16 protein-coding genes and 1 other RNA gene are annotated in these 21,168 nt (G+C 66.5%); 7 read left to right on the top strand and 10 right to left on the bottom strand.

Annotation, left to right across the window (positions count from 1 at the left end):
* Positions 1–45: 45 nt before the first annotated feature.
* The 10 genes from EPN33_06960 to ffs all read right to left on the bottom strand — a co-directional run bounded on the left by EPN33_06960 (position 46) and on the right by ffs (position 12,546).
* Complete coding sequence (locus EPN33_06960; GenBank protein TAN22669.1) at positions 46–2,580, bottom strand: FtsX-like permease family protein; 2,535 nt, start codon at positions 2,578–2,580, stop codon at positions 46–48.
* Positions 2,577–5,147 carry an FtsX-like permease family protein gene (locus EPN33_06955; protein ID TAN22668.1) on the bottom strand — a complete coding sequence of 857 codons (2,571 nt, stop codon included), beginning with the start codon at positions 5,145–5,147 and terminating at the stop codon, positions 2,577–2,579. The genes EPN33_06960 and EPN33_06955 overlap by 4 nt, the downstream gene beginning before the upstream one ends.
* Positions 5,148–5,149: 2 nt before the next feature.
* Positions 5,150–7,738 carry an FtsX-like permease family protein gene (locus EPN33_06950; GenBank protein ID TAN22667.1) on the bottom strand — a complete coding sequence of 863 codons (2,589 nt, stop codon included), beginning with the start codon at positions 7,736–7,738 and terminating at the stop codon, positions 5,150–5,152.
* Positions 7,735–8,064, bottom strand: a complete 330-nt coding sequence (locus EPN33_06945; GenBank protein TAN22666.1) for a PadR family transcriptional regulator — start codon at positions 8,062–8,064, stop codon at positions 7,735–7,737. The genes EPN33_06950 and EPN33_06945 overlap by 4 nt, the downstream gene beginning before the upstream one ends.
* Positions 8,065–8,119: 55 nt before the next feature.
* A complete protein-coding gene (yacG, locus tag EPN33_06940) occupies positions 8,120–8,284 on the bottom strand; it encodes a DNA gyrase inhibitor YacG (protein ID TAN22665.1) in 165 nt (54 codons plus the stop codon).
* 5 nt (positions 8,285–8,289) lie between these two features.
* Positions 8,290–9,720, bottom strand: a complete 1,431-nt coding sequence (gene rimO, locus EPN33_06935; protein ID TAN22664.1) for a 30S ribosomal protein S12 methylthiotransferase RimO — start codon at positions 9,718–9,720, stop codon at positions 8,290–8,292.
* The gene (gene recR / locus EPN33_06930) at positions 9,717–10,331 is read right to left on the bottom strand and encodes a recombination protein RecR (protein ID TAN22663.1); all 615 of its coding nucleotides are present in this window, start codon (positions 10,329–10,331) and stop codon (positions 9,717–9,719) included. The genes rimO and recR overlap by 4 nt, the downstream gene beginning before the upstream one ends.
* A 14-nt stretch (positions 10,332–10,345) precedes the next feature.
* The gene (locus EPN33_06925) at positions 10,346–10,657 is read right to left on the bottom strand and encodes a YbaB/EbfC family nucleoid-associated protein (protein TAN22662.1); all 312 of its coding nucleotides are present in this window, start codon (positions 10,655–10,657) and stop codon (positions 10,346–10,348) included.
* The gene (dnaX, locus tag EPN33_06920; protein ID TAN22661.1) at positions 10,654–12,345 is read right to left on the bottom strand and encodes a DNA polymerase III subunit gamma/tau; all 1,692 of its coding nucleotides are present in this window, start codon (positions 12,343–12,345) and stop codon (positions 10,654–10,656) included. The genes EPN33_06925 and dnaX overlap by 4 nt, the downstream gene beginning before the upstream one ends.
* 104 nt (positions 12,346–12,449) lie before the next feature.
* Positions 12,450–12,546, bottom strand: an RNA gene (gene ffs, locus EPN33_06915) — signal recognition particle sRNA small type.
* 256 nt (positions 12,547–12,802) lie between these two features.
* On the opposite strand from ffs, the gene EPN33_06910 reads away from it, so the two are divergent.
* Genes EPN33_06910 through EPN33_06880 form a run of 7 tightly spaced genes read left to right on the top strand, consistent with a single transcriptional unit; the run spans position 12,803 to position 21,158 of the window.
* Positions 12,803–13,825 (top strand): ketoacyl-ACP synthase III, encoded by a 1,023-nt coding sequence (locus EPN33_06910; protein TAN22660.1) that lies wholly within the window; start codon positions 12,803–12,805, stop codon positions 13,823–13,825.
* A gap of 6 nt (positions 13,826–13,831) precedes the next feature.
* Positions 13,832–14,650: a hypothetical protein gene (locus EPN33_06905; GenBank protein TAN22659.1), complete on the top strand. Its 819-nt coding sequence runs from the start codon at positions 13,832–13,834 to the stop codon at positions 14,648–14,650.
* A 10-nt stretch (positions 14,651–14,660) separates the two neighbouring features.
* Positions 14,661–15,362, top strand: a complete 702-nt coding sequence (locus EPN33_06900; protein TAN22658.1) for an ABC transporter ATP-binding protein — start codon at positions 14,661–14,663, stop codon at positions 15,360–15,362.
* Between the two features lie 2 nt (positions 15,363–15,364).
* Positions 15,365–17,857, top strand: coding sequence for an FtsX-like permease family protein (locus EPN33_06895; protein TAN22657.1), 2,493 nt, complete (start codon positions 15,365–15,367; stop codon positions 17,855–17,857).
* Positions 17,858–18,868 (top strand): carotenoid 1,2-hydratase, encoded by a 1,011-nt coding sequence (locus EPN33_06890; GenBank protein TAN22656.1) that lies wholly within the window; start codon positions 17,858–17,860, stop codon positions 18,866–18,868. It abuts the gene before it with no gap.
* 34 nt (positions 18,869–18,902) lie between these two features.
* On the top strand, positions 18,903–19,859 hold the full coding sequence (locus tag EPN33_06885; GenBank protein TAN22655.1) for an ATP-binding cassette domain-containing protein: 957 nt from the start codon (positions 18,903–18,905) through the stop codon (positions 19,857–19,859).
* Between the two features lie 30 nt (positions 19,860–19,889).
* Complete coding sequence (locus EPN33_06880; GenBank protein ID TAN22654.1) at positions 19,890–21,158, top strand: ABC transporter permease; 1,269 nt, start codon at positions 19,890–19,892, stop codon at positions 21,156–21,158.
* The last annotated feature ends 10 nt before the right edge of the window (positions 21,159–21,168 follow it).

The raw sequence follows: 21,168 nt of genomic DNA, 5'->3' as shown, positions 1-21,168 counted from the left end.
TGACCCGTTGCCCGAGCCAAGCCATCCGGGCCGACGCGCTAAACCTTAGCCGTCATCCCGTAGCGTGCTCATCGGATCCGTGCGCGCCGCCCGCCGCGCCGGCAGCCACGCCGCCGCCAGCGCCGCGGCCACCAGCACCACGACCGCCGCCCCGAGCGTGGCCGCATCGGTGGGTCGCAACCCATATAGCAGCTTGCTCAGCGCCGCCTGCGCTGTCCGCGCGCCCACCCACGCCAGTGGTACGCCGATCGCCACGCCAATGCCGACCACCCATGCCGCATCGCCCAGCGCCAGCCGCAGCACCGAGCGCGGCTCGGCCCCCAGGGCCAGCCGGATGCCGAACTCACGCTTCCGCCGCTCCGCGTTGTACGCCATGATGCCGTACAGGCCGATGGCCGTCAGCAGCAGCGCCAGCCCTCCAAACAGCCCCGACAGCCATGCCAGCAGCCGCTCGGTGCTGAGCGTGCCTGCTATCGCGTTGGAAAACGACCGAAACTGGTAGCTTGCCTCCGGCTCGTTTCGCCGCATCACGCGGTGCACTTCCGCCGCCAGCGTAGCTTGCGGCAGAGGCGAGCGCAGCTCAAAGTTGATCGTCGGGGAGGTCTCCGCAAGCTGCGCCAGCGCGAAGTAAACCTGCGGCGGCGCAGGATCGCGCAAGCCCTGGTACTTGGCATCCTCCGCTACGCCGATGACCTCATAAGCGCTTGCTCCACTCGCACCCGCCCAAAGCGGTTGGCCAATCGCTTCTGCACCCGCGGACAACACGTGTGCCGCAGCCTGATTCACGATAACCACCAGCGGTGCGCCTTCCGTGTCGCCTGTTCTGAAATCCCTGCCCGCGACCAGCCCGGTGCGCAGGGTGCGGAAGTAGTCCGGCGAGACCGCGTTAAAGAACATGCCCGCCGTCCGCCCCGTGCGGTTGCGCACCGGTCCATCCCATTGCAGCCCCTGCGAGGGCACGATGAGGCTGGCGCTGGCCGCCGTAACGCCAGGCAGCGCACGCAGCGCCGCGACCGTGCGGCTGCGTGTCGGCGCAATATCGCTAGTGGCGTGCGATGCATCCGGCGCCATCACCTCGACCAGCGCGACATGAGCCGGATCAAAACCCAGGGGCGCCGCCGCCAGCTTGGCAAAGCTTCGCAGGAACAGTCCCGCGCCCGCCAGCAGGATCACCGCAATCGCCACCGCGGCGACTGTCGCGCGCCGCCCGGCAGCGCGCGATGTGGCCTTGGCGCGGCTGACGCTGAGCGCTGGCGCCAGTCCCACCAGTACTGCCGTCGCCAGCGTCAATCCCAACGCGGCCAAGAGTACGCGCCCATCCAGCGTCAGATTCAATTGTGCCCGTAGCAGTCGCTCGGCCGCCTGGCACGCCCAAACTGCGAAGGCCACGCCCAGCGCCGCGCCCCCCAGCACCAGCAGGCCGCTCTCGGTCAGCAGTTGCCGCACCAGCCGCAACCGGCCCGCGCCTAGCGCCCGGCGCACCGCAATCTCCTGCCGCCGTGCCGCCGCGCGCGCCAGCATCAGCGCGGCCAAGTTGGCGCAGGCGACCAGCAGCACCAGCAGCGCAATGCCGAGCAGCAGTAGCAGCGCCGTTCCATAGCTGCGCCCGAACCAGTTCATGCCGCCGCTCGCCGGCGTCAGCGTCCAGCGCCGGTTGCGCCGCTTGGTGGGCATCCAGCCGGGTGCCTGCGCCGCGAGACGCGTGCGCGCCGCCGCCAGAGTGACGCCCGGCTTCCGCCGCCCCATCAAAAGCAGAAGCCAATTGTCGGGACCGCCCGCGCTCATCGCAGGACTGGCGCACAGCGGCGCAACGATATCCGCGCGCCTGCCAATATAGGTCCCCAGAAATCCCGGGGGCATAACGCCGACGATGGTAAACGGACCATTGGCTACGTCCAGTGCCACGCCCAGCGCGCGCGGCGAGCCGCGAAAATGATTGCGCCAAAAAGCGTCGCTGATCACCGCGACCTTCGCGCACCCGCGGTAGTCATCGTGCGGCCCAAGCAGCCTCCCAGCCTCGGCATGAACGCCCAGTCCAGCGAAGTAGCTGCTGCTCGCATACGCGCCCCACAACGGCTGCTCTCTATCGCGTGGGTAAAACTCCGTGTTGGCCCACGCGAACACATTCGAGAACACGTCCTGGTGCTCCCGCATCTGCTCCCACATATGCCGCGTGAACCATGGCGCCGCGCTTGCCTCATCCGGTCCCTGCGTGTAGACCTGCGCCAACTGCTCGGGATGGTTGACCGCCAGCGGCCGCAGCAGCACCGCATCGGTGAGCGAGAACAGTGTCGTTGTGGCGCCGATGCCCAGCCCCAGCGACACCAGCGCCAGCGCCGTGATCAGCGGCGTGCGCCGCAGCAATCGCAATCCGTGCCGGATATCCTGCGCCCACGTCTCCAGCCACGTCCAGCCCCACTGCGCCTGGCTGCGCTCCAGCAGCCGCAGTTCATTTCCAAAGCGCCATTCGCCGCGGAGCTCCCGGTGCAGCCGCATCTCCTCGGCCAGCTCGCGCCGCCAGCGCCCCATCGAGAGCAACATGCCGAGTCTGCGCAACAGCTCGCCCATAAGCTTGCTCACTCGTCCCGCAGCGTGCTCATCGGGTCGGTCCGCGCCGCGCGCCGCGCCGGCAGCCACGCCGCCACCAGTGCCGCGGCCACCAGCACCGCAACCGCGGCTCCGAGCGTGGCTGCATCCGTCGGCCGCAAGCCGTACAGCAGCTTGCTCAGCTCCGCCTGCGCCGCCCGCGCGCTTGCCCACGCCAGCGGCACGCCGAGGGAAACCCCAATGCCCACCACCCAGGCTGCATCGCCCAGCGCCAGCCGCAGCACCGAGCGCGGCTCGGCGCCCAGCGCCAGCCGGATGCCGAACTCCCGCCTCCGCCGCTCCGCATTGTACGCCATGATGCCGTATAGCCCGATCGCCGTCAGCAGCAGCGCGAGGCCGCCAAACAGGGCCGACAGCCACGCCAGCAGCCGCTGCGGCAGCAGGATGCCCACCAGCAGCCGGTTGTAGCTCAGCACCGCGTAGCTCGCCGCTGGATCCGCGGCTGCCATTGCCAGCTTCACCTCCGCCCCCAGCACTGCTCCCGGCAGTGACGAGCGCAGCTCAAAGCTGGTGGTCGGAAAACCCTCCTTCAACTGCGCCAGCGCAAAATACACCTGCGCCGGCGCCGTCTCTTGCACGGTTAAATATTTGGCGTCAGCCACCACCCCCACCACCTGCGCCCGCTGAATGTCCTTGCCTTCGCCTTGCATGATCTCCTGCCCCAGTACCCGGCCGTTGGGGAATAGCATCCGTGCCGCCGCCTCATTCACGATCGCGACCGTGGCCGTGCCCCGCCGGTCCTGTGCCTTGAAGTCGCGCCCCGCGAGCAGCGGCGTGCGCAGCGTGGCGAAATAGCCGGGCGAGACGCCATTCAGCAGCGCATCCGGAATTGCTCCTGTGCGGCTGTGCACCGGCGTATCCCACTCCATTCCCTGGCCCGGAATGATAAACGACCCGCTCGCACTGCTCACGCCCGGCAGCGCCCGCAGAGCCGCTAACGCCTGTGCGCGCGCTGCCACGGCGGCGTTGCTGATCCGGAGCGCGTTTTGATTGTCGACCTCCAGCAACGTCACATGCGCCGGATCAAACCCGAGTCCGATGTTGCCCAGCTTGGCAAAGCTGCGCAAAAACAGTCCCGCTCCCGCCAGCAACACCACCGCAATCGCCACCGCCGCCACCGCAGCGCGCCGTCCCGCCGCCCGCGAAGGCGCCTGGGCGCGGCTGGTGCTGAGCGCCGGCGCCAGGCCCACCAGCAACCCCGTCAGCACCGTGGCTCCGATCGCGCAGGCGAGCATGCGGCCATCCGGCGCCAGGTTGAGCTGCGCCTTGAGCAACGTCTCCGCCGCGCGGCACGCCCACTTCGCAAAGGCCACGCCCAGCGCCAGGCCGCCCGCGGCGAGCAGCGCGCTTTCCGTCATAAGCTGACGGATCAGCCGCGCGCGCCCCGCTCCCAGCGCTTGCCGCACGGCAATTTCCTGCCGCCGTGCCGCCGCCCGCGCCAGCATCAGCGCCGCCAGATTGGCGCAGGCGACCAGCAGAATTAGTCCGGCAATGGCAAGCAGGATCTCCAGCGCCGAACCGTAACGACGCCCTATCCTCGACATGCCGCGCGCGCCCGACGCCAGGCCCATCCGCCGCGCGCGGTAGCCCGCTTGCTCCGCCGCCGTCCAGTCGCCCGGCACGGTCGCCGCCAGCCACGCCGGCGCTGTCGCCGCCAGCCGCACTCCGGCCGCCTTCAGGCTCATTCCCGGCCTCAGCCGCCCCATCACCATCAGCCACCAGGCGTCGCGGACGTTCAACATCTGCCGTTCGTCGCACAGCGGCACCACAACGTTCACCTGCGTGCCCACGTCCGTGCCTGGAAATCCCGCCTGCATCACACCTACGACGGTGTACAGATGGCCGTCGAGCCGCAGCGTTGCCCCCAGTGCTTTGGCCGATCCGCCGAAACGGCTCCGCCAGAAGGCGTCGCTGATGTCGGCAATGTTCGGGCAGCTCGGGTAGTCATCCTGCGGCCCAAACACCCGCCCCATCTCGGCGTGTACGCCCAACGTCGAGAAATACCCTCCGCTCGCCCAAACGCCCCACACCGTCTCCCGTGGCCCGCCCGTCGTGAGCACAAACTGATTCGCGCTCCACGCGAACGCGCCCGAGAACACATCCTCGTGATCGCGCACCTGCTCCCACATCGGGTTGGTGAACGAAGGCGACGGCCGCTTCATCCGCGGCGCCTGTGTATAGACTTGCGCCAACTGCTCGGGATGGCTCACCGGCAGCGGCCGCAGTAGTATCGCATCGGTCAGCGTGAATAGCGCCGTCGTGGCGCCGATCCCCAGCCCCAGCGATACCAGCGCCAGCGCCGTGATCAGCGGCGTGCGCCGCAGCAGGCGCAGCCCGTGCCGGATATCCTGCGCCCAGGTCTCCAGCCACGTCCAGCCCCACTGCGCCTGGCTCCGCTCCAGCAGCCGCAGCTCATTGCCGAAGCGCCGCACGCTGCCGCTGCCCCGCAGCTCCCGGTGCAGCCGCATCTCCTGGGCCAGCTCCCGCCGCCAGCGCCGCCGCCCCAACAGCATCCGCACCCGCCGCCACAATTCGCCCATGCCTATTCCTCCCGCAGCGCCGCCATCGCATCGGCTCGCGCCGCGCGCCGCGCCGGCCACCACGCCGCCAGCAAGGCAACCGCGCACAGCAGCGCAACCGCGCCCGCCCACGCCGCCGCATCCTGCGCCTTCACGCCGTACAGCACCCTGCCCAGCTCTGCCCGCAGCACGCGCGCCAGCGTGAACGCCACGCCTCCGCCGATGACCAGCCCCGCCGCCAGCGCCACGCCCGCCTCCCGCAGCACCTGCCGAGCAATCGTGCCCTCGCCTGCGCCCAAGGCCACACGAATGCCAAACTCCCGCCTCCGCCGCAGGGCATTGTAGGCCGTCACGCCGTACAGCCCCAGCCCGGCCAGCACCACCCCTAAGCCGCCAAACAACGCCGCCAGCCACGTCAGCATGCGCTGCGGCTTGATGCCCTGGTCCATCAGCGCGGTAAACGGCTGGACGGTGAATGCGGCGCTGCTGCCGAGCGCGTGCCGGACCTCCTCGCCCAACGCAGCGGCCGAAAGCGGCGTGCGCACAAAGAGCGTCGAAGCCGGCCAGAACACGCCGGTGATCGGAATGTAGGCGGTCGGCGGTGCGGCCCGCTGCAACTGCCAGTTGTGGGTATCAGCGACCAGGCCGACGACTCGCACCGTGCGCCGGCCCTTGGGGCCAGTGTAGGCCTCGAAAGTTTCGCCAATGGGGTTGTGGCCGGGAAACAACATCCTGGCGAGGGCAGAGTCGATGATCACCACCGGCTGATCGATGTCGCTGGGCTCGAACGTCCGCCCCTGCAATACCGGTGTGCGCAGCGTGGCGAAGTAACCAGGCGATACGGCATTGAAGAGCGCGGCCCGCCAGTGACCGCCATCGGCCTTGGGCCAAACGGTTGCCGTCAGCGTGGACTCCCATCCGGCCGGAATCGTGCGGGCGGCGGCGATGTCCTCGACGCCCGGAAGGACCTTAATGCGCTCCATAGCCGTTTGCCGCACGGCAACCAGCCGCGTAATCTCGGCCCTGCTGGCGCCACGTACCACTGGGTATTCAACCAGCAAGACATGACGAGCGTCAAAGCCCTTGCTGGGCCCAGTAAGCTCCGCCAGCGAGCGTGCGAACAACCCTGCCGCGGCAAGCAGCACCAGCGCCAGTGCGAGCTGCCCGGCGATCATCCGCCACCCCAGCGCCGCACGCGGGCGGTTCTGCCGCGCGCTCGAGCTGAGCTGCGCGTCGCTCGCCCGCAGCGACGGCCACAAGCCCATCAGCAGCGCCGTTGCCACCGTCAGACCGGTGAGGAAGAGCAGCACCCGGAAATCGGTCCTGAGATCCAGGGCCGGTGCAGTGCCGTGCATCGACCAGAACGCTACGGCGGCACGGCACGCCCAGACCGCGAGCGGCCACGCGAGCGCCAGGCCACCGAGAGTAAGCAGAATACTTTCGGTGATTAGCTGCCGCACCAGCCGCGCCCGCGACGCGCCAAGCGCAAGGCGCATGGCGATTTCCGGTTGCCGTGCCGACGCACGTGCCAGCATCAGTGCCGTGAGATTCGCGCAAGCCAGCAGCCAGACCAGCCCGGCAATTCCGAGTAAAGCCACAATTGGCGCACCCAGATTTATGCGTAGGGCCGACGGCCGCTGCGAAGCGGACTCCAACCGTACGCGGAAAGACTTTCGTTGCGCCACGAGTGTGTCCGCAGGCATGGCTGCGATCAGTTGTTGCTCGACGGCGTTCAGCCGGGCCTGCGCTTGTCTTGCGTTTTCACCAGGCAGCAGGCGGGCGTACACATTGAGGTTGGTCGAGTCGCCCCAGGCCTCGCCATAATTGTTGGGCCCGAGCACGATGCTCTCGTCGCACAACGGCAGGGCGAGGTCGAATCCCCGGCCCGCTATCGTGCCCGAAAATCCGGGTGGCGTGACCCCGACAACATCAAACCATTGCGCGCCAAGTTCGATGGCCGAGCCCAGCGCCGTGAGGGAAGCTTGATAATGACTGCGCCAGAACGCGTCGCTGATATCGGCTATCGCTGGGCAGCCTTCATAATCGTCGCTGGCAGCGAGCAGACGCCCGCGTTCGGCGTGCAAGCCGAGTGTGCCGAAATAACTGCCGCTGACCAAGAGATTCGACGCACGCCCCCCGCCCGCAGTCGGCAGCATTACATCGTCAGCGGCAGCAACGCCGGCGAAAAGTCCGTTCTGCTCCTGAAGGCGGCTAAACATCCGCGGGCTGAAGCCAAATCTTGTCTGCAGCCAGACCAGCCGTTCCGGATGACTCACTGGCAGCGGCCGCAGCAGCACCGCATCGGTCAGCGTGAATAGCGCCGTCGTGGCGCCGATCCCCAGCCCCAGCGATACCAGCGCCAGCGCCGTGATCAGCGGCGTGCGCCGCAGCAGCCGCAGGCCGTGGCGGATGTCCTGCGCCCAGGTCTCCAGCCACGTCCAGCCCCACTGCGCCTGGCTGCGCTCCAGCAGCCGCAGCTCATTGCCGAAGCGTCGTGCGCCACCGCCCCGCAGCTCCCGGTGCAGCCGCATCTCCTCGCTGAGCTCGCGCCGCCAGCGCCGCTGACCCACCAGCATCCACACCCGCCGCGCGCATTCGCCAGGCCAGCTCATACCGGCTGCAGCACCTTTCCCACCGCGCCCATTACCCGCGCAAACTGCGCCCGCTCCGCCGTCAATTGCTTCCGCCCGGCAGGCGTCAGCCGGTAATAGCGGGCGCGCCGGTTCTCGCTCGTCTGGCCCCACTCGCCCACGATCCAGCCTTTCACCAGCATCCGCTGCAGCGCCGGATACAGCGACCCCTCTTCCACTCGCAGCACGTCCTCCGACCGCCGCTCAATGGCTTCGGCAATCTCAAACCCGTGCAGTGGCGCCTGCCGTTCGAGCGTGACCAGAATCAGCAGCACCAGCGTTCCCGGCGGAATCTCATCAGGACGCATGACATAGACAATCTATGCCACACTCCCGCCGCCTCTCAACTGGGTAATCTACGAACTATTGTTTCTCGTCGGGCGGAGAGTCAGGTTCGTCCGGTTTTACCGGCACGCGGTAGACGCCACTCGCCCAGTTGCCCAAATCAATCGTCCGGCAGCGCTGGCTGCAGAAGGGGAATTCCGGGTCATCTTCCGCCACCGGTTTGTGGCATATCGGGCAGCGCATGGCTCTTATTGTACGAGCCGTGCGAGTAGATCGTAATCCTGCGCTCCGGTGATCTCCGCCCGCGCCAAAATCCCGGTCCGCAGCTCAGTACCCTCGGCACAATCGTTGATCAGTACCTTGCCGTCAATCTCCGGCGCCTGCCCCTCGATCCGGCCTTCCCACAGCAGCTCGGTCTCGCTGCTCGGGCCTTCCACCAGCACCGGCACGGTCCGCCCGATCATTGCCTTGCGCCGCCGCCGCGAGATCGCGCGCTGCATCTGCATCAGCTTCTTCTTGCGCTGCTCGATTACCGCCTGCGGCACTTTGCCCTCAAGATGCACCGCCTGATTAATCGCCTCATCGGAGTACGCGAACACGCCCATCCAGTCAAACTCGACCTCGCGCACGAACGTGCACAGCTCCTCAAACTCCGCCTCAGTCTCGCCCGGAAAGCCCACGATGAACGACGTCCGCAGCGCCACGCCCGGAATCGTCGCCCGAATCCGCTCGATCAGCTTCAGAAAAATCTCCCCCGACCCGCCGCGCTTCATCCGCTTCAGCACGCCCGCGGCGGCATGTTGCAGCGGCATGTCCACGTACTTGCACAGCTCCGGGTGCGCCGCGATCGTGTCAAGCAGCGGCTGCTTGACCTTGTTTGGATAAAAATACAGCGTCCGGATCCAGCGCAGCGTCTCGGACTCCGCCGCCACGCCCGCCAGCCGCCCGAGCAGCGCCGCCAGTCCGTCCTTCAGCCCCAGGTCTTCGCCGTAGCAGGTCGTGTCCTGCCCAATCAGCACCAGCTCGCGCGCGCCCTCGCCCGCCAGCCGTCGCGCCTCGTTCACCACCGACTCAAACCGCCGGCTGCGGAAGCGGCCGCGATACTTCGGAATCACGCAAAAGCTGCACGGATGATCGCACCCTTCGGCGATCTTCACATACGCCGAATGCTTCGGCGTCGCCCGCAGCCGCGGCGTCAGGTCATCGTACAGATACGGCGCCGCCGGACTGGGATCAAAAAAATCCTGCGGCAGGATCGGCAGCAGCGACCTAAGCGGGTCGCTCGGCGCAGCCGAGCGGGGCCCCGCGCCAGTCGAGGTCCCGGAGCACGCCGCTTCAATCTGCTGCAGTTCATTCGTCCCGATCAGCGCATCAATCTCGGGCATCTCCTTCTGCAGTTCGCCCCGGAACCGCTCCACCAGGCATCCGGCTACCACCAGCCGCTTCGCGCGCCCGTTCTTCTTCTGCGCGGCCATCTCCAGAATGGTGTCAATGCTTTCGCGTTGCGCTGGTTCGATGAAGCTGCACGTATTCACCACCAGCACATCGGCGTCGCTGGCATCGGCGGTGACGCGCCAGCCGTTTTTCTGCAGCATGCCCATCATCACCTCGGAGTCCACGAGGTTCTTTGGGCAGCCGAGGCTGACAAACCCCACCGTTTTCGGCTCGCTCTCGCTCACAGTTCTTGTCTCCCTTCGAGCGCCCGCGACATGGTCACCGCATCGGCGTGCTCGATCTCGCTGCCCACCGGAATCCCCATCCCGATGCGGCTCACCCGCACGCCCAGCGGCTTCAGCAGCCGCGCCAGATACAGCGCCGTCGCCTCGCCCTCGGCGTTGGGATCGGTGGCTATAATGATCTCCCGCACCACCGGCTCGCCGCCCGCGCCCGTGGCCCGCAGCCGCGCCAGCAGCGAAGGAATCTTCAACTGCTCCGGCCCAATCCCCGCCAGCGGCGCAATTGCACCGCCCAGCACGTGATACTGCCCGTGAAATTGTCCCGATTTCTCCACCGCGACAATGTTATGCGGTTCCTCAACCACGCACACCACCGACGCATCACGCTGCGCATCCCCGCAGTACCCGCATGGATCGCAGTCAGTGATGTTGTTGCACACCGAGCAGAAGTGCAATTGCTCCCGCAGCGTGGCCACCGCCTCCGCCAGCTCGCGCGTCTGCTCCTCCGGCGCGTTCAGCAGATGAAACGCAATCCGTTGTGCCGACTTCTGCCCCACGCCGGGCAGCCGATGCAGGGCATCGATCAGGCGTTTCAGCGGCGGCGCAAGTTCCATAGCAGTCGCCTGGCCTAAAACAATCCCGGCAGCGGCATGTTGCCCATCAGTCCGCCCAGTTCCGACTTCACCATTTCATCCACCCGCCGTGAAGCGTCGTTGACCGCCGCGCGGATCAGGTCCGGCAGCATATCGGGATCATTCTTGACCACTTCCGGGTCGAGCTTGACCTCCAGCAGTTGCTTATCCCCGCTCATCTTCACCGTCACCATGCCCGCGCCCGCTGTCGCCTCGACCGTCGTGCGCGCCATCTTTTGCCGCAGCTCTTCGTAGTGCTTGCGCGCCTCGCCCAGCAGCGACTGCATTTGATTCAAGTCGAAGTTCATTGGCCCTTTCCTTTAGCTTCACTCGCCGGCAGCGCCCGCGTCCGCAGCACATGCATCGGAATCTGCGCTTTCAACTGCCGCAGCAAGGGATGATTTTCCGCCCGCTCCTCTGGACTCCCCGGCAGCGCCGGCGCTGGGTCTGTCGATCTCTCGGTCTGTCGGTCTGTCGGTCCCGCGCCGTCAAGGATGACGCTGATCTCCGGCGCCGCCCCCATTGCCTTCAAGCACGCCGCCGTCAGCGCCTTTTGCGTGGAAGCCTGCTGCGCCAGCGCCGCCCGCCCATCGCCCTCGGCAAACGTCAGCGTCAACTTCCGCTTCCCGCCCTCTTCATTCCATTGCCACCCCGCCGCCCCCAAAATCGCCAGCAGTGACGCCTTTCCTTCCCGCTCCAGTACGGCCCTCACCGCGACCGTAGGATCCGCGGCCGCGCGCGTGTGCTGATGGCTGATAGCTGATGGCTGATGGCTGATCGTCCCTGTCCCCTGGCTCCTCGCTGCCGTTCCCTCTTCCCTTTCCCCTTTTCCCTCTTCCCTTTTCCCTTTTCCCTCTTCCCCCTGCCCCTCTAGCGCCGCGATCACCTCCTCCACGCTGCTCAGCTTCCGCGCCTCCATCATCTTCATCAGCGCCAGCTCAAAATGCAGCCGCTGCTGTTGCCCGTGCCGGAAATCCCCCGCCACCCGCAGCAAAATCTGCAGAAACCGCGTCAGCTCCTCTTCCCGGAACCATCCGCCCAGCTCGCGTGCCAGCGCGCGCTCGCCCTCGCCCGCCGCAATCAACTCCGGCTCCTCCGGCGCCGCCTGCGCCACCAGCACGTTCCGCACCGTCTGCGTCATCTGCGCGCAAATCTGCGCTGGCCCCACGCCCGTCGCCAGCAGCTCGTCGGCGCGCTCGAGCAGATCATGCGCGCTCGCCTCGCGCACCGCTTCCAGCAGTCCGCGAATGCCCGCTCCGGCAACACGTCCCAACAAACTGCGCACCGCCTCCGCCGTCAGTCCCTCGGTCGCGTAGGTGACGGCCTGATCGAGCAGCGACAGCGCATCCCGCACCGAGCCGTCGCCGGCTTCAGCAATCAGCTCCAGCGCCTCCGGTTCCGCGGCAACATTTTCTGCCGCGCAAATCTCCTGCAGCCGCTTGAGCAACACCGGGAAACTCACTGCCCGGAACGCAAACTGCTGGCAGCGGCTGCGGATGGTCGCCGGCAGCGCCTCCGGTTCCGTCGTCGCCAGCACAAAGATGGCCCACTCCGGCGGCTCTTCCAGCGTCTTCAGCAGCGCGTTGAAGGCATCGCCGGTGAGCTGATGGGCTTCGTCCAGGATGAAAAACTTGTACCGGTCCCGCGCCGGCCGGTAGCGCACGCGCTCGCGCAGTGCCCGGATCTCGTCAATGCCGCGGTTGCTGGCGGCATCAATCTCGATCACATCGACGGCATTACCCTCGCGGATCTCCGTGCAGCTCACGCACTGCTGGCACGGCTCCGGCGTTGGCCCCTCACTCGCCTGGCAGTTCATCGCCTTGGCCAGAACGCGCGCCACGGTGGTCTTGCCAATCCCGCGATGGCCGGAAAAAATATATCCGTGCGCCACCCGCCCGCTCGTGATCGCATTCCGCAGCGTGCGTACAATCGCGTCCTGCCCGATCACTTCCTCGAAGCTTTGCGGCCGGTAGCGTCTGGCGATCACAGGAGGCATGGTGAAGTAAGCGGGGCAGAAATGCACTATCAGTTCGGCCGCCCGTCCGAGCCTTCGCTAGCCACAAACCACTAGCCACTGACCACTGCTGCGGTCGTATTGCCAAGCTTCGGGGATCGCGCTGCACAGTCCAGTCCCGTTACCGTTGCTTCCTTCCGGACCTGGCGGGGTTCGCAGGCGGAGCTTGCGCGCGTGCCGTCGGCATCTTGCGACGCCCACGGCGGCCCGAAGCTTGACGGTCTATTATATCGCGGGCCGCATTCCCTAAATCGCGGGCACCCAGCGCGGCCGCGCCGCGCGGCCGGCTCTCAATAGGCCGCATGCGCCGTGTTGGGGACCCTCTCGATGAATTCGCTTCAACTCTGCGGACCCGCAGACCGACAGACCGACAGACTGATAGACCGATAGACCGATAGACCGTTACAATCGAACTTCTACCGCTTTCGCACCCCCAACCATGTCGAACCCTGTCAGAGCCAAGATCACCTCCGTCGGCACCTATGTGCCTCCCCGCCTGCTCACCAACGCCGACCTGGAAAGATTGGTCGAGACCTCCCACGACTGGATCATCTCCCGTACCGGAATCACCGAGCGCCACATCGTCGAGCCCGGCGTTATGGCCACCAGCGACATGGCGGTGGAAGCCTCGCGCGACTGCCTCCGCCGCCGCGGCCTCATCGATGCTGCCGGCAACCCCGATGCTTCCAGCGTGGAAGCCATCCTCGTCGCCACCGTCACGCCCGACATGCTCTTCCCCTCGACCGCCTGCCTCGTGCAGGACAAGCTGGGCGCCAAGTGTTGGGGCTTTGACGTCGTCGCCGCCTGCAGCGGCTTTCTCTACGCCCTCGCCACCGGCGCCAGCCTCATCGGCGCCGGCACGCATAAGCGCGTCATGGTCATCGGCGCCGATACCATGAGCAGCATCATTGATTACACCGACCGCGCCACCTGCGTCCTCTTTGGCGACGGCGCCGGCGCCGTACTGCTCGAAGCGGCCGCTCCGGACGAGCCCTATGGCCTGCTCGATTACTTCCACCAGATCGAAGGCGTCGGTGGCCCCAACCTCTATATGCCCGCCGGCGGCAGCCGCCGTCCTGCCAGTGTCGAAACCGTCCAGGCGCGCGAGCACTTCGTCCATCAGGAAGGCCAGTCCGTCTTCAAGTACGCCGTCCTGAAAATGTACGAAATCTGCCAGGCTATTCTCGACCGCAACGGCTTCAAAGCCAGTGATCTGGATTGCTTCATCCCCCATCAGGCCAATCTGCGCATCATCAAGTCCACCGGCGAGCGCCTCGGCCTCGATCCCAACAAAGTCCTGGTCAACATCGGCAAATTCGGCAACACCACCGCCGCCACCATTCCGCTGGGCATGCGGGATGCCCAGGACCAGGGCTTGCTGCATCCCAATGCCTTGGTGCTGCTGGCCGCCGTTGGCGCCGGCTACACTGCCGGTGCCCAGCTCATCCGCTGGGCCATTTAGGAAGAAATGCGGGCGAGAATCACTCCTCTAGTGCTGCTGCTCCTGCTGCTCGGCTGCGCCAGTGCCCCGGCGCCCCAGCAGCCTGGCAGCGGCAACTACTACCACCCCGGCTTCAATATGTTTTCTCCGCAACAGGATGTCGCCGTAGGCCAACAGGCCGCTGCTCAAGTCGAAAAGCAGGTTCCGATCCTCCACAACGCCCAGGCCACCCACTACCTGACCTCGCTCGGTGACTCGCTCGCGGCGCACATGCCTGGCCCGAAGTTCCCCTACAACTTCCACATCGTCAATCAAAAGGAGATCAACGCCTTCGCCCTTCCCGGCGGCCCCATCTTTGTCAACGTTGGCGCCTTCTGCGCGGCCACCGACGAAGCGCAACTCGCAGGCGTCGTAGCGCACGAAGAATCCCACGTAGCGCTGCGCCATTCCACTTCCATGGCCTCGAAAAAGCAAATTGCCGCCATCCCTCTCAGCATTTTGGGTCAGGCGCTGGGCGGCAACCAACTCGCTCAGATCGCCGCGCAGTTTGCCGTCGGCAGCGTCTTTCTCAAATACTCGCGCGATATGGAAAGCCAGGCCGACGCCCTCGGCGCACAGGACATGAACGCCACCGGCTTCGATCCCCGCGCCATGGCGCAGTTTTTTGAAACTCTGCAAGCCCAGGGCGGGAGCCAGGCCATCCAATTCCTGTCCGACCACCCCAACCCCGGCAATCGCCGCGCCGCCATTGAAGCCGAGATTCCTACCCTCGGCCCACACCCTTCCTATCACGACGACTCGCCCGCCTTCGAACGTACCAAAGCGGATCTCTGCGGCAGGCACTAATCTAAAAGGTATGGCGAGCGCCGAGACGGAAACCGCCTTGCGGACAGCCGTAGTGCGAGCCGATGCCGTCAGCAAGCGCTACGGCGCCGGCGGTGCCGCCACGCTCGCCGTCCGCGACGTCTCGCTCCAGATAGAACCTGGCGAGTTCGTTGCCCTCATGGGCCGCAGCGGCTGCGGCAAAACCACGCTGCTGAACCTGCTCGGCGCCATGGACCTGCCCACCCGCGGCCACGTCTGGCTTGCCGGCCAGGACACTTCCGCGCTCGCCGATGACGCTCTCACCGCCCTCCGCCGCCGCTCCGTCGGCTTTGTCTTTCAGGCTTTTCATCTCCTGCCCACGCTCACCGTCGAAGAGAACATCACCGTGCCCCTGCGCCTCGCCGGCCAGCCCGCCGGCTCCCGCGTCCTCGAGCTCGCCGATCGCCTCGGTATCGCCTCCCGCCTCGCTGCCTACCCGCATCAACTCTCCGGCGGCGAAGCGCAGCGCGCCGCGCTCGCCCGCGCCTTGATTCATCGCCCCGCTCTCATCATTGCCGATGAACCCACCGGCAATCTTGACACCCAGGCCGCTGCCACCGTCATCGATCTCCTCGGCCGCCTCAGCCGCGAGCAGAACGCCGCTGTCGTGATGGCGACGCACAGCCCCGAAGCTGCCGCCCACGCCGGCCGCACCCTGCACATGCGCGATGGCGAGCTGATCGCGGCACAGTAACCATGTTCCTGCGCGCTCTGATCCTGCGGCCGCTGCGCAACGACTGGGGTCGCACCATCCTCAGCCTGCTCGCCATCGCGCTTGGAGTCGCCGTCGTCATCGCCATTCGCGTGGCCAACCGCGCCGCCATCGCCTCCTTTGAGCGCACCACCAACTCCCTCGCCGCTCAGGCCGATCTCCTGGTCACCGGTCCCGCGCCCATTCCGCTGACGCTGCTGCCCAAACTGTTTCTGCTGAACGCCCACGGCGAAATCACCCCTTACATCGAGCGCCGCGCCTGGGACCCCGCGCACCAGGATGCCCTTGAAGTTCTCGGCATCGATCTCGTCGCCGAGGCCAGCCAGCGCGGCATTTCCTTACGCGATCCAGGCCCAATTCCCAAAGCCACCGCGAACCTGCCGCTGATCCTGTTGCCCTCGGCTTACGCTTCACGCTTCCACTTGCAGCGCGGTGCCCGCGTCGACTTGGCCATGGGCGGCGGTATTCACGCCTTCCGCACCGGCATCGCGCCCACGGGCGATCTCGCCCTGCTCGATCTTCCCGATGCCCTCGCCGCCTTCGAGCCCAACGGCCCAGGAACTGCCGATGGTCTTCGCGTCTCGCTCGCCCCGGGCGCCTCGCGCCGCGCCGTGGCCGCGCGCCTCGCCGCTCTCGTCCCCGCGGCGGATAGCGTCGCCCCGCCCGCCGCCCGCGTCCAGAACCAGGCCAAGATGCTGGCCGCCTTCCGCGCCAACCTTACCGCGCTCTCCTACATCGCGCTGCTCATCGGCCTTTTTCTCATCTACAACACCGTTTCTATCTCCGTCGTCCGCCGCCGCACGGCCATTGCCACGCTGCGCGCCCTCGGCGCCCCGCGCAGCCAGGTTCTGCGCTTGTTCCTTGCCGAAGGCGCCGTGCTGGCGCTCGCAGGTGGCGCGCTGGGCGTGCTCGCCGGATGGTCCCTCGGCGCCCGTGCGCTGGCCCTGGTCGAGCAAACCGTCCACAGTCTCTACACCTCGAACGCCGCCCACACCTCCGCCGCAGCACACCTCATCGCCGCCGACTGGCTCTGGGGCCTCGGCCTCGCGCTCGCCGCCGGTCTGCTCGCCGCCTGGTCGCCCGCACGTCAGGCCGCCGCGGTCGCTCCCGCGCAAGCTCTGCGCCCGGGCAGCGCCGAGGCCGTGGTTCGCACCCGCCTGGGCTGGCTCGGCGTTGCGGCTGTGGTTCTGGCCGTGCTCGCGGTGGTTCTGGCGCACTTGCCCGCCATCGGCCGCATCCCCTGGTTCGGCTTCGCCAGCGCGCTCGCCGCTGTGCTCGCCTGGGCTGCGGTCACGCCGCTCACCCTCGCACAACTGTTGCCACACCTGCGCCGCGGCCGCAGCCTGCCCGGCGTCGCCGCTGCCTCGCTCGCCGGCGCCCTCCGCCGCAGCTCCATTCTCACCGTCGCCGTAGCCGTCGCCATCGGCATCATGCTTGGCGTCGCCATCATGGTCGGCAGCTTCCGCGCCACCGTCTCCACCTGGATCGGCCAGCAGCTCCAGAATGATGTCTTCGTCCAGGCCGCCGACTGGGATCGCAATCGTCCCGTCCCGCTTCCGCCCGCCGTGATTGCCGCTGCCTCCGCCACGCCCGGCGTCCGCGCCGTCGGCGCCGGCCATTCGCAATCCTGGCGCTTCCGCGGCCAACCCGTCATCCTTGAAACCCGCTGGCGCGTGCGTGGGGAGGCCGCCCTGCCGCTCCGCCATTTCCTCGCCGGCGGCCGCATCACCCGTCCCGGTCAGGTGCTGGTTTCTGAGCCCTTCGCCCGCCGCTTCCACCTCTGGACCGGCTCCACCCTCCCGCTCACCGGCACGCAGGCCGCCGCACGCCTCCGTATCGCCGGCGTCTTTTACGACTACTCCAGCGATCAAGGTCTCGTCGTCATTCCGCGCCCTGAATACACCCACCTCTTCGGCCCGCCCGCCGCCACGGTTCTCGGCCTCGATGCCGCACCCGGCCTTGCCTCTTCCACTTTGCAATTGCGCGTCCAGCGCGCCCTGCCTCCTCGCGCTGCAATCGTTGTCGCCGACAATGCCTCCATCCGCCGCCAGGCCATGGCTGTCTTCGATCAAACCTTCCGCATCACCTACGCCCTTGAGATCATTACCCTCCTGGTCGCCATTCTCGGCGTCGCCAACACCTTGCTCGCCGTCGTGCTCGAGCGCGCCCCCGAATTCGCGGTCCTGCGCTTCCTCGGTGCCACCCGCGCCCAAATCCGCCGTCTGCTGCTGGCCGAATCCGCCCTGATCGCCTCCTTCGCGCTGGCGCTTGGCTGGGGCATGGGCATCGTGCTCTCGCTGATTCTCGCCCGCGTCATTAATGTGCAATCTTTCGGCTGGTCGATTCAGTTCCATCCGCCTTATCTATTCCTGGCGATTGCCTCAGTCATCGTCTGGCTCGCCACCGTGGCCGCCGGATGGCTTCCCGCCCGCGCCGCCCAGCGCAGCGCCGTGCCCTCGGCTTTGGAGGCTACCTAAATGCGCCTCCTCGCGCTTTTGTTCGGTATCTTCCTCTTCGCTACGCCCGCCACCTTCCGCGTCGCCACGCCCGGCTACGTCTGGCATTTCCCGCAGGACGACTTCGCCCACCCCAACTTCGCCACCGAATGGTGGTACTTCACCGGCAATCTGCACTCTGCCGCGGGCCAACAATTCGGCTTCGAGCTCACCTTCTTCCGTATCTCGCCCCAACCCGGCGCCGACCCAAAGCACGACCTCTACTTCACCCACTTCTCCATCACCGGCGCGGCGGATCATCGCTTCCTGTTCCACACCCGCGCTCGCCGCGGCAACTGGTCGCAGGCAGGCGTCGCCCACCGTGCCTCTGGCTTCCGCGTCTGGAACGAAAATTGGTACGTCGATTTCACCGCCGCCGGTCCCGATCACCTCCACGCCGCCTGGGGCGGCCAATCTCTCGACTTGGCGGTAACGCCCGGTCAGCGCATGCTCAACGGCATCCACGGCTGGAGCCAGAAGGGAAGCGCCCCCGGCGAAGCGTCTTACTATTACTCGTTCCCGCACCTGCAAGTGACCGGCACGGTGCAGGGAAGTACCGTCTCCGGCCTCGCCTGGATGGACCACGAGTTTGCCACCGATCAGCTCGCTGCGGATCAGTTAGGCTGGGACTGGCTCGGCCTGCACCTGCCCACCGGCGATCTCATGCTCTACAATCTCCGCCTCACCGGTGGCCGCCGCGATCCTCATTCCGCGGGCACCTGGCGTCCGCATGGCGGTGCGCCCGTTCACCTCACCGCCGCCGACTTCACCATGACGCCGCTCGCCCACTGGCAGTCGTATCCAACATCCTGGCGCGTCACTGTGCCACGCTTCGGCTTGCAATTCACGGTGACACCGCTGGTAAAAGACCAGGAGATCCGCGCCCCCGCCATCGGTGTCGAATATTGGGAAGGCGCAGTGACCGTCTCTGGCGGTGGTGAAGGCTATCTGGAGTTGACTGGCTATAAAAACCGCTTCCGCCTGTTGCAATAATTCGTTCTGCGCCGTTATCATTTTGCGAACTGCCATGCCTTCATCCCCCGCTATCGCCTGCGATGCCATCGAGAAGTCCTTTGGCGCCGTCCGCGCCGTTCAGTCGCTGACGCTGAACGTGCCTGAGGGCAGCGTCTACGGCATCCTTGGCCCCAACGGCTCCGGCAAAACCACCAGTATCCGGATGATGGTTGGCATTTACATGCCAGACTCCGGCACCGTCACGGTCCACGGCAAGCCGGTGAGCGACGAGACCAAAGACGGTATTGGCTACCTGCCCGAAGAGCGCGGCCTCTATGCCAAAATGAAGGTCCGCGAGCTGCTCGAATTTTTCGCCCGCCTCAAAGGCCTTCCCGCCGCCGAGTCGCGCACGCGCGTGAAGCAATGGCTCGCGCGCGTCGAACTCAGCGATTGGGCCGAAAAGAAGGTCAACGATCTCTCCAAGGGCATGCAGCAAAAAATCCAGTTCATCGTCGCCGTCATCGCCGATCCCGAAATCCTGATCCTCGACGAGTTTTCGAGCGGCCTCGATCCTGTCAACGCCAACCTGCTCATGGAAATCCTGCTGGAGCAGCGCGCCCAGGGCAAGACCATCCTGCTCTCGACCCACCGCATGGAAGAAGCCGAACGCCTCTGCGATCACGTCTGCCTCATCAACAAGGGCCGCAAAGTCCTCGATGGCCGCCTCGCCAGCCTCCGCGCCGCCGCCGGCAAATCGACCGTCCGCGTCGACTACACCGGCGATCCCGCCGTGCTCCGCCAGGCTCCCGGCGTCCTCCGCACCGACGACTTCGGCAACTACGCCGAGCTCAAGCTCGCGCCCGACGCCCAGTCGCCCGCCGCCGTCTCCTCGCTCCTGCGCTTTCTCGCCCCACAGCTCTCCATCACCCGCTTCGAACAACTCCAGCCCACCCTCAACCAGATCTTCTTAGACACCGTCGCGGCGACCACTCTCGGCACCCAAGAGCGCGCGGTCGCCGCAAGAAACTGAAAACTGACGACTGAGAACTGATAACTCTCCATGAAAATCCTCACCGTCATCCACCGCGAGCTCCTCACCCGCGTCCGTACCAAAGGCTTCCTCGTCATCACCTTCGGCTTTCCGGTCCTGCTCGCCGCCTTTGGCCTGTTCGAGTACGCCATCATCCACGCCAGCCAGCACGCCGCCGGCTCGGTCGCCGTCGTGGATCTTTCGCACCAGGTCCTGCCCGCGCTGGAAATCGCCGCCGCCACACCCTCGGCCCTCGGCACCCAGCTCAACCTCGAACCGGTCACCGCCACCGCGGCCACGCTCCCTGCCGTCCAGCAGCACTTGCGCGCCGAGGCGCTCAACAAGACTATTGACGGATATCTCGTAATTCCCGCCGATGTCCTCACCAGCCGCACCGCGCAATATCATGCCCGCAACTCCGCCGCCCTGGCCGTGAATCAGGAGCTCAACAGCCGCCTCGAACGCGCCGTCAATCAGGCGGCGCTGCTGCACGCCGGTGTTTCCGTCAGCGAAATCAAGGGCCTCATGGGCAGTTTCAAACTGGACGAGCTCAAAATCACCGCCCAGGGCGACCGCAGCGAGAACAACGCCTCCATCGTGGTCCCGATCGCTCTCGTGATCGTTCTCTATCTGTTCCTGCTCGTCTACGGCGTGGTCACCATGCGCGCCGTCACGGAAGAGAAAACCTCGCGCGTCTCCGAAGTCCTGCTTTCCGCCGTCGATCCCTTCTCGCTCATGATGGGCAAAATTCTCGGTATCGCCGGCACCGGCCTCACGCAATTTGCCGTCTGGGGCCTCTGCCTGGCTCTCTTCGCCGGCTATGCTTTGACCATGGCCAAGGCTGGCGGCGCCAATCTCGCCCAGTACCTCCCCCACAACGCCACCGCGCTTTTCCTCGCCGTCGTGATCTTCTTCGTCCTCGGCTATCTGCTCTACGCCAGCATTTACGCCGCCATCGGCGCCGTGGTCTCGAGCGAGCAGGAAGCCCAGCAGATGCAAATGCCCCTTTCCATGCTGCTCGTCGTTGCCATCTGGCTGGCGTTTCTGGTCATGGCCAATCCCACCAGCCCCCTCAGCGTCGTGCTTTCGCTGATTCCCTTTCTCGCCCCCATTCTCATGGTGATGCGCATTGCGGTCTCCAACCCGCCGCTCTGGCAGGTGCTGCTCTCCATGGCGCTGGTCGCCGCTTCCTTCTGGGGCTGCACCCTGCTTACGGCTAAAATCTACCGTGTGGGCATCCTCATGACGGGCAAGCGTCCCAATCTTGCCGAACTCCGCCGTTGGCTGAAATACTCTTAGACGACAACGC

The organism is Acidobacteriota bacterium, assembly GCA_004299485.1.
GTDB lineage: Bacteria > Acidobacteriota > Terriglobia > Terriglobales > SCQP01 > SCQP01.
The sequence above is the reverse complement of the archived record's forward strand: the minus strand, read 5'-3'. Positions and strand labels throughout refer to the sequence as shown.

Excerpts from the sequence above, each read along its gene's own strand:
- EPN33_06955 (TAN22668.1), bottom strand. The coding sequence starts at position 5,147 with ATGGGCGAATTGTGGCGGCGGGTGCGGATGCTGTTGGGGCGGCGGCGC.
- EPN33_06950 (TAN22667.1), bottom strand. The coding sequence starts at position 7,738 with ATGAGCTGGCCTGGCGAATGCGCGCGGCGGGTGTGGATGCTGGTGGGT.
- EPN33_06945 (TAN22666.1), bottom strand. The coding sequence starts at position 8,064 with ATGCGTCCTGATGAGATTCCGCCGGGAACGCTGGTGCTGCTGATTCTG.
- yacG (TAN22665.1), bottom strand. The coding sequence starts at position 8,284 with ATGCGCTGCCCGATATGCCACAAACCGGTGGCGGAAGATGACCCGGAA.
- recR (TAN22663.1), bottom strand. The coding sequence starts at position 10,331 with ATGGAACTTGCGCCGCCGCTGAAACGCCTGATCGATGCCCTGCATCGG.
- EPN33_06925 (TAN22662.1), bottom strand. The coding sequence starts at position 10,657 with ATGAACTTCGACTTGAATCAAATGCAGTCGCTGCTGGGCGAGGCGCGC.
- dnaX (TAN22661.1), bottom strand. The coding sequence starts at position 12,345 with ATGCCTCCTGTGATCGCCAGACGCTACCGGCCGCAAAGCTTCGAGGAA.
- EPN33_06910 (TAN22660.1), top strand. The coding sequence starts at position 12,803 with ATGTCGAACCCTGTCAGAGCCAAGATCACCTCCGTCGGCACCTATGTG.
- EPN33_06905 (TAN22659.1), top strand. The coding sequence starts at position 13,832 with ATGCGGGCGAGAATCACTCCTCTAGTGCTGCTGCTCCTGCTGCTCGGC.
- EPN33_06900 (TAN22658.1), top strand. The coding sequence starts at position 14,661 with ATGGCGAGCGCCGAGACGGAAACCGCCTTGCGGACAGCCGTAGTGCGA.
- EPN33_06895 (TAN22657.1), top strand. The coding sequence starts at position 15,365 with ATGTTCCTGCGCGCTCTGATCCTGCGGCCGCTGCGCAACGACTGGGGT.
- EPN33_06890 (TAN22656.1), top strand. The coding sequence starts at position 17,858 with ATGCGCCTCCTCGCGCTTTTGTTCGGTATCTTCCTCTTCGCTACGCCC.
- EPN33_06885 (TAN22655.1), top strand. The coding sequence starts at position 18,903 with ATGCCTTCATCCCCCGCTATCGCCTGCGATGCCATCGAGAAGTCCTTT.
- EPN33_06880 (TAN22654.1), top strand. The coding sequence starts at position 19,890 with ATGAAAATCCTCACCGTCATCCACCGCGAGCTCCTCACCCGCGTCCGT.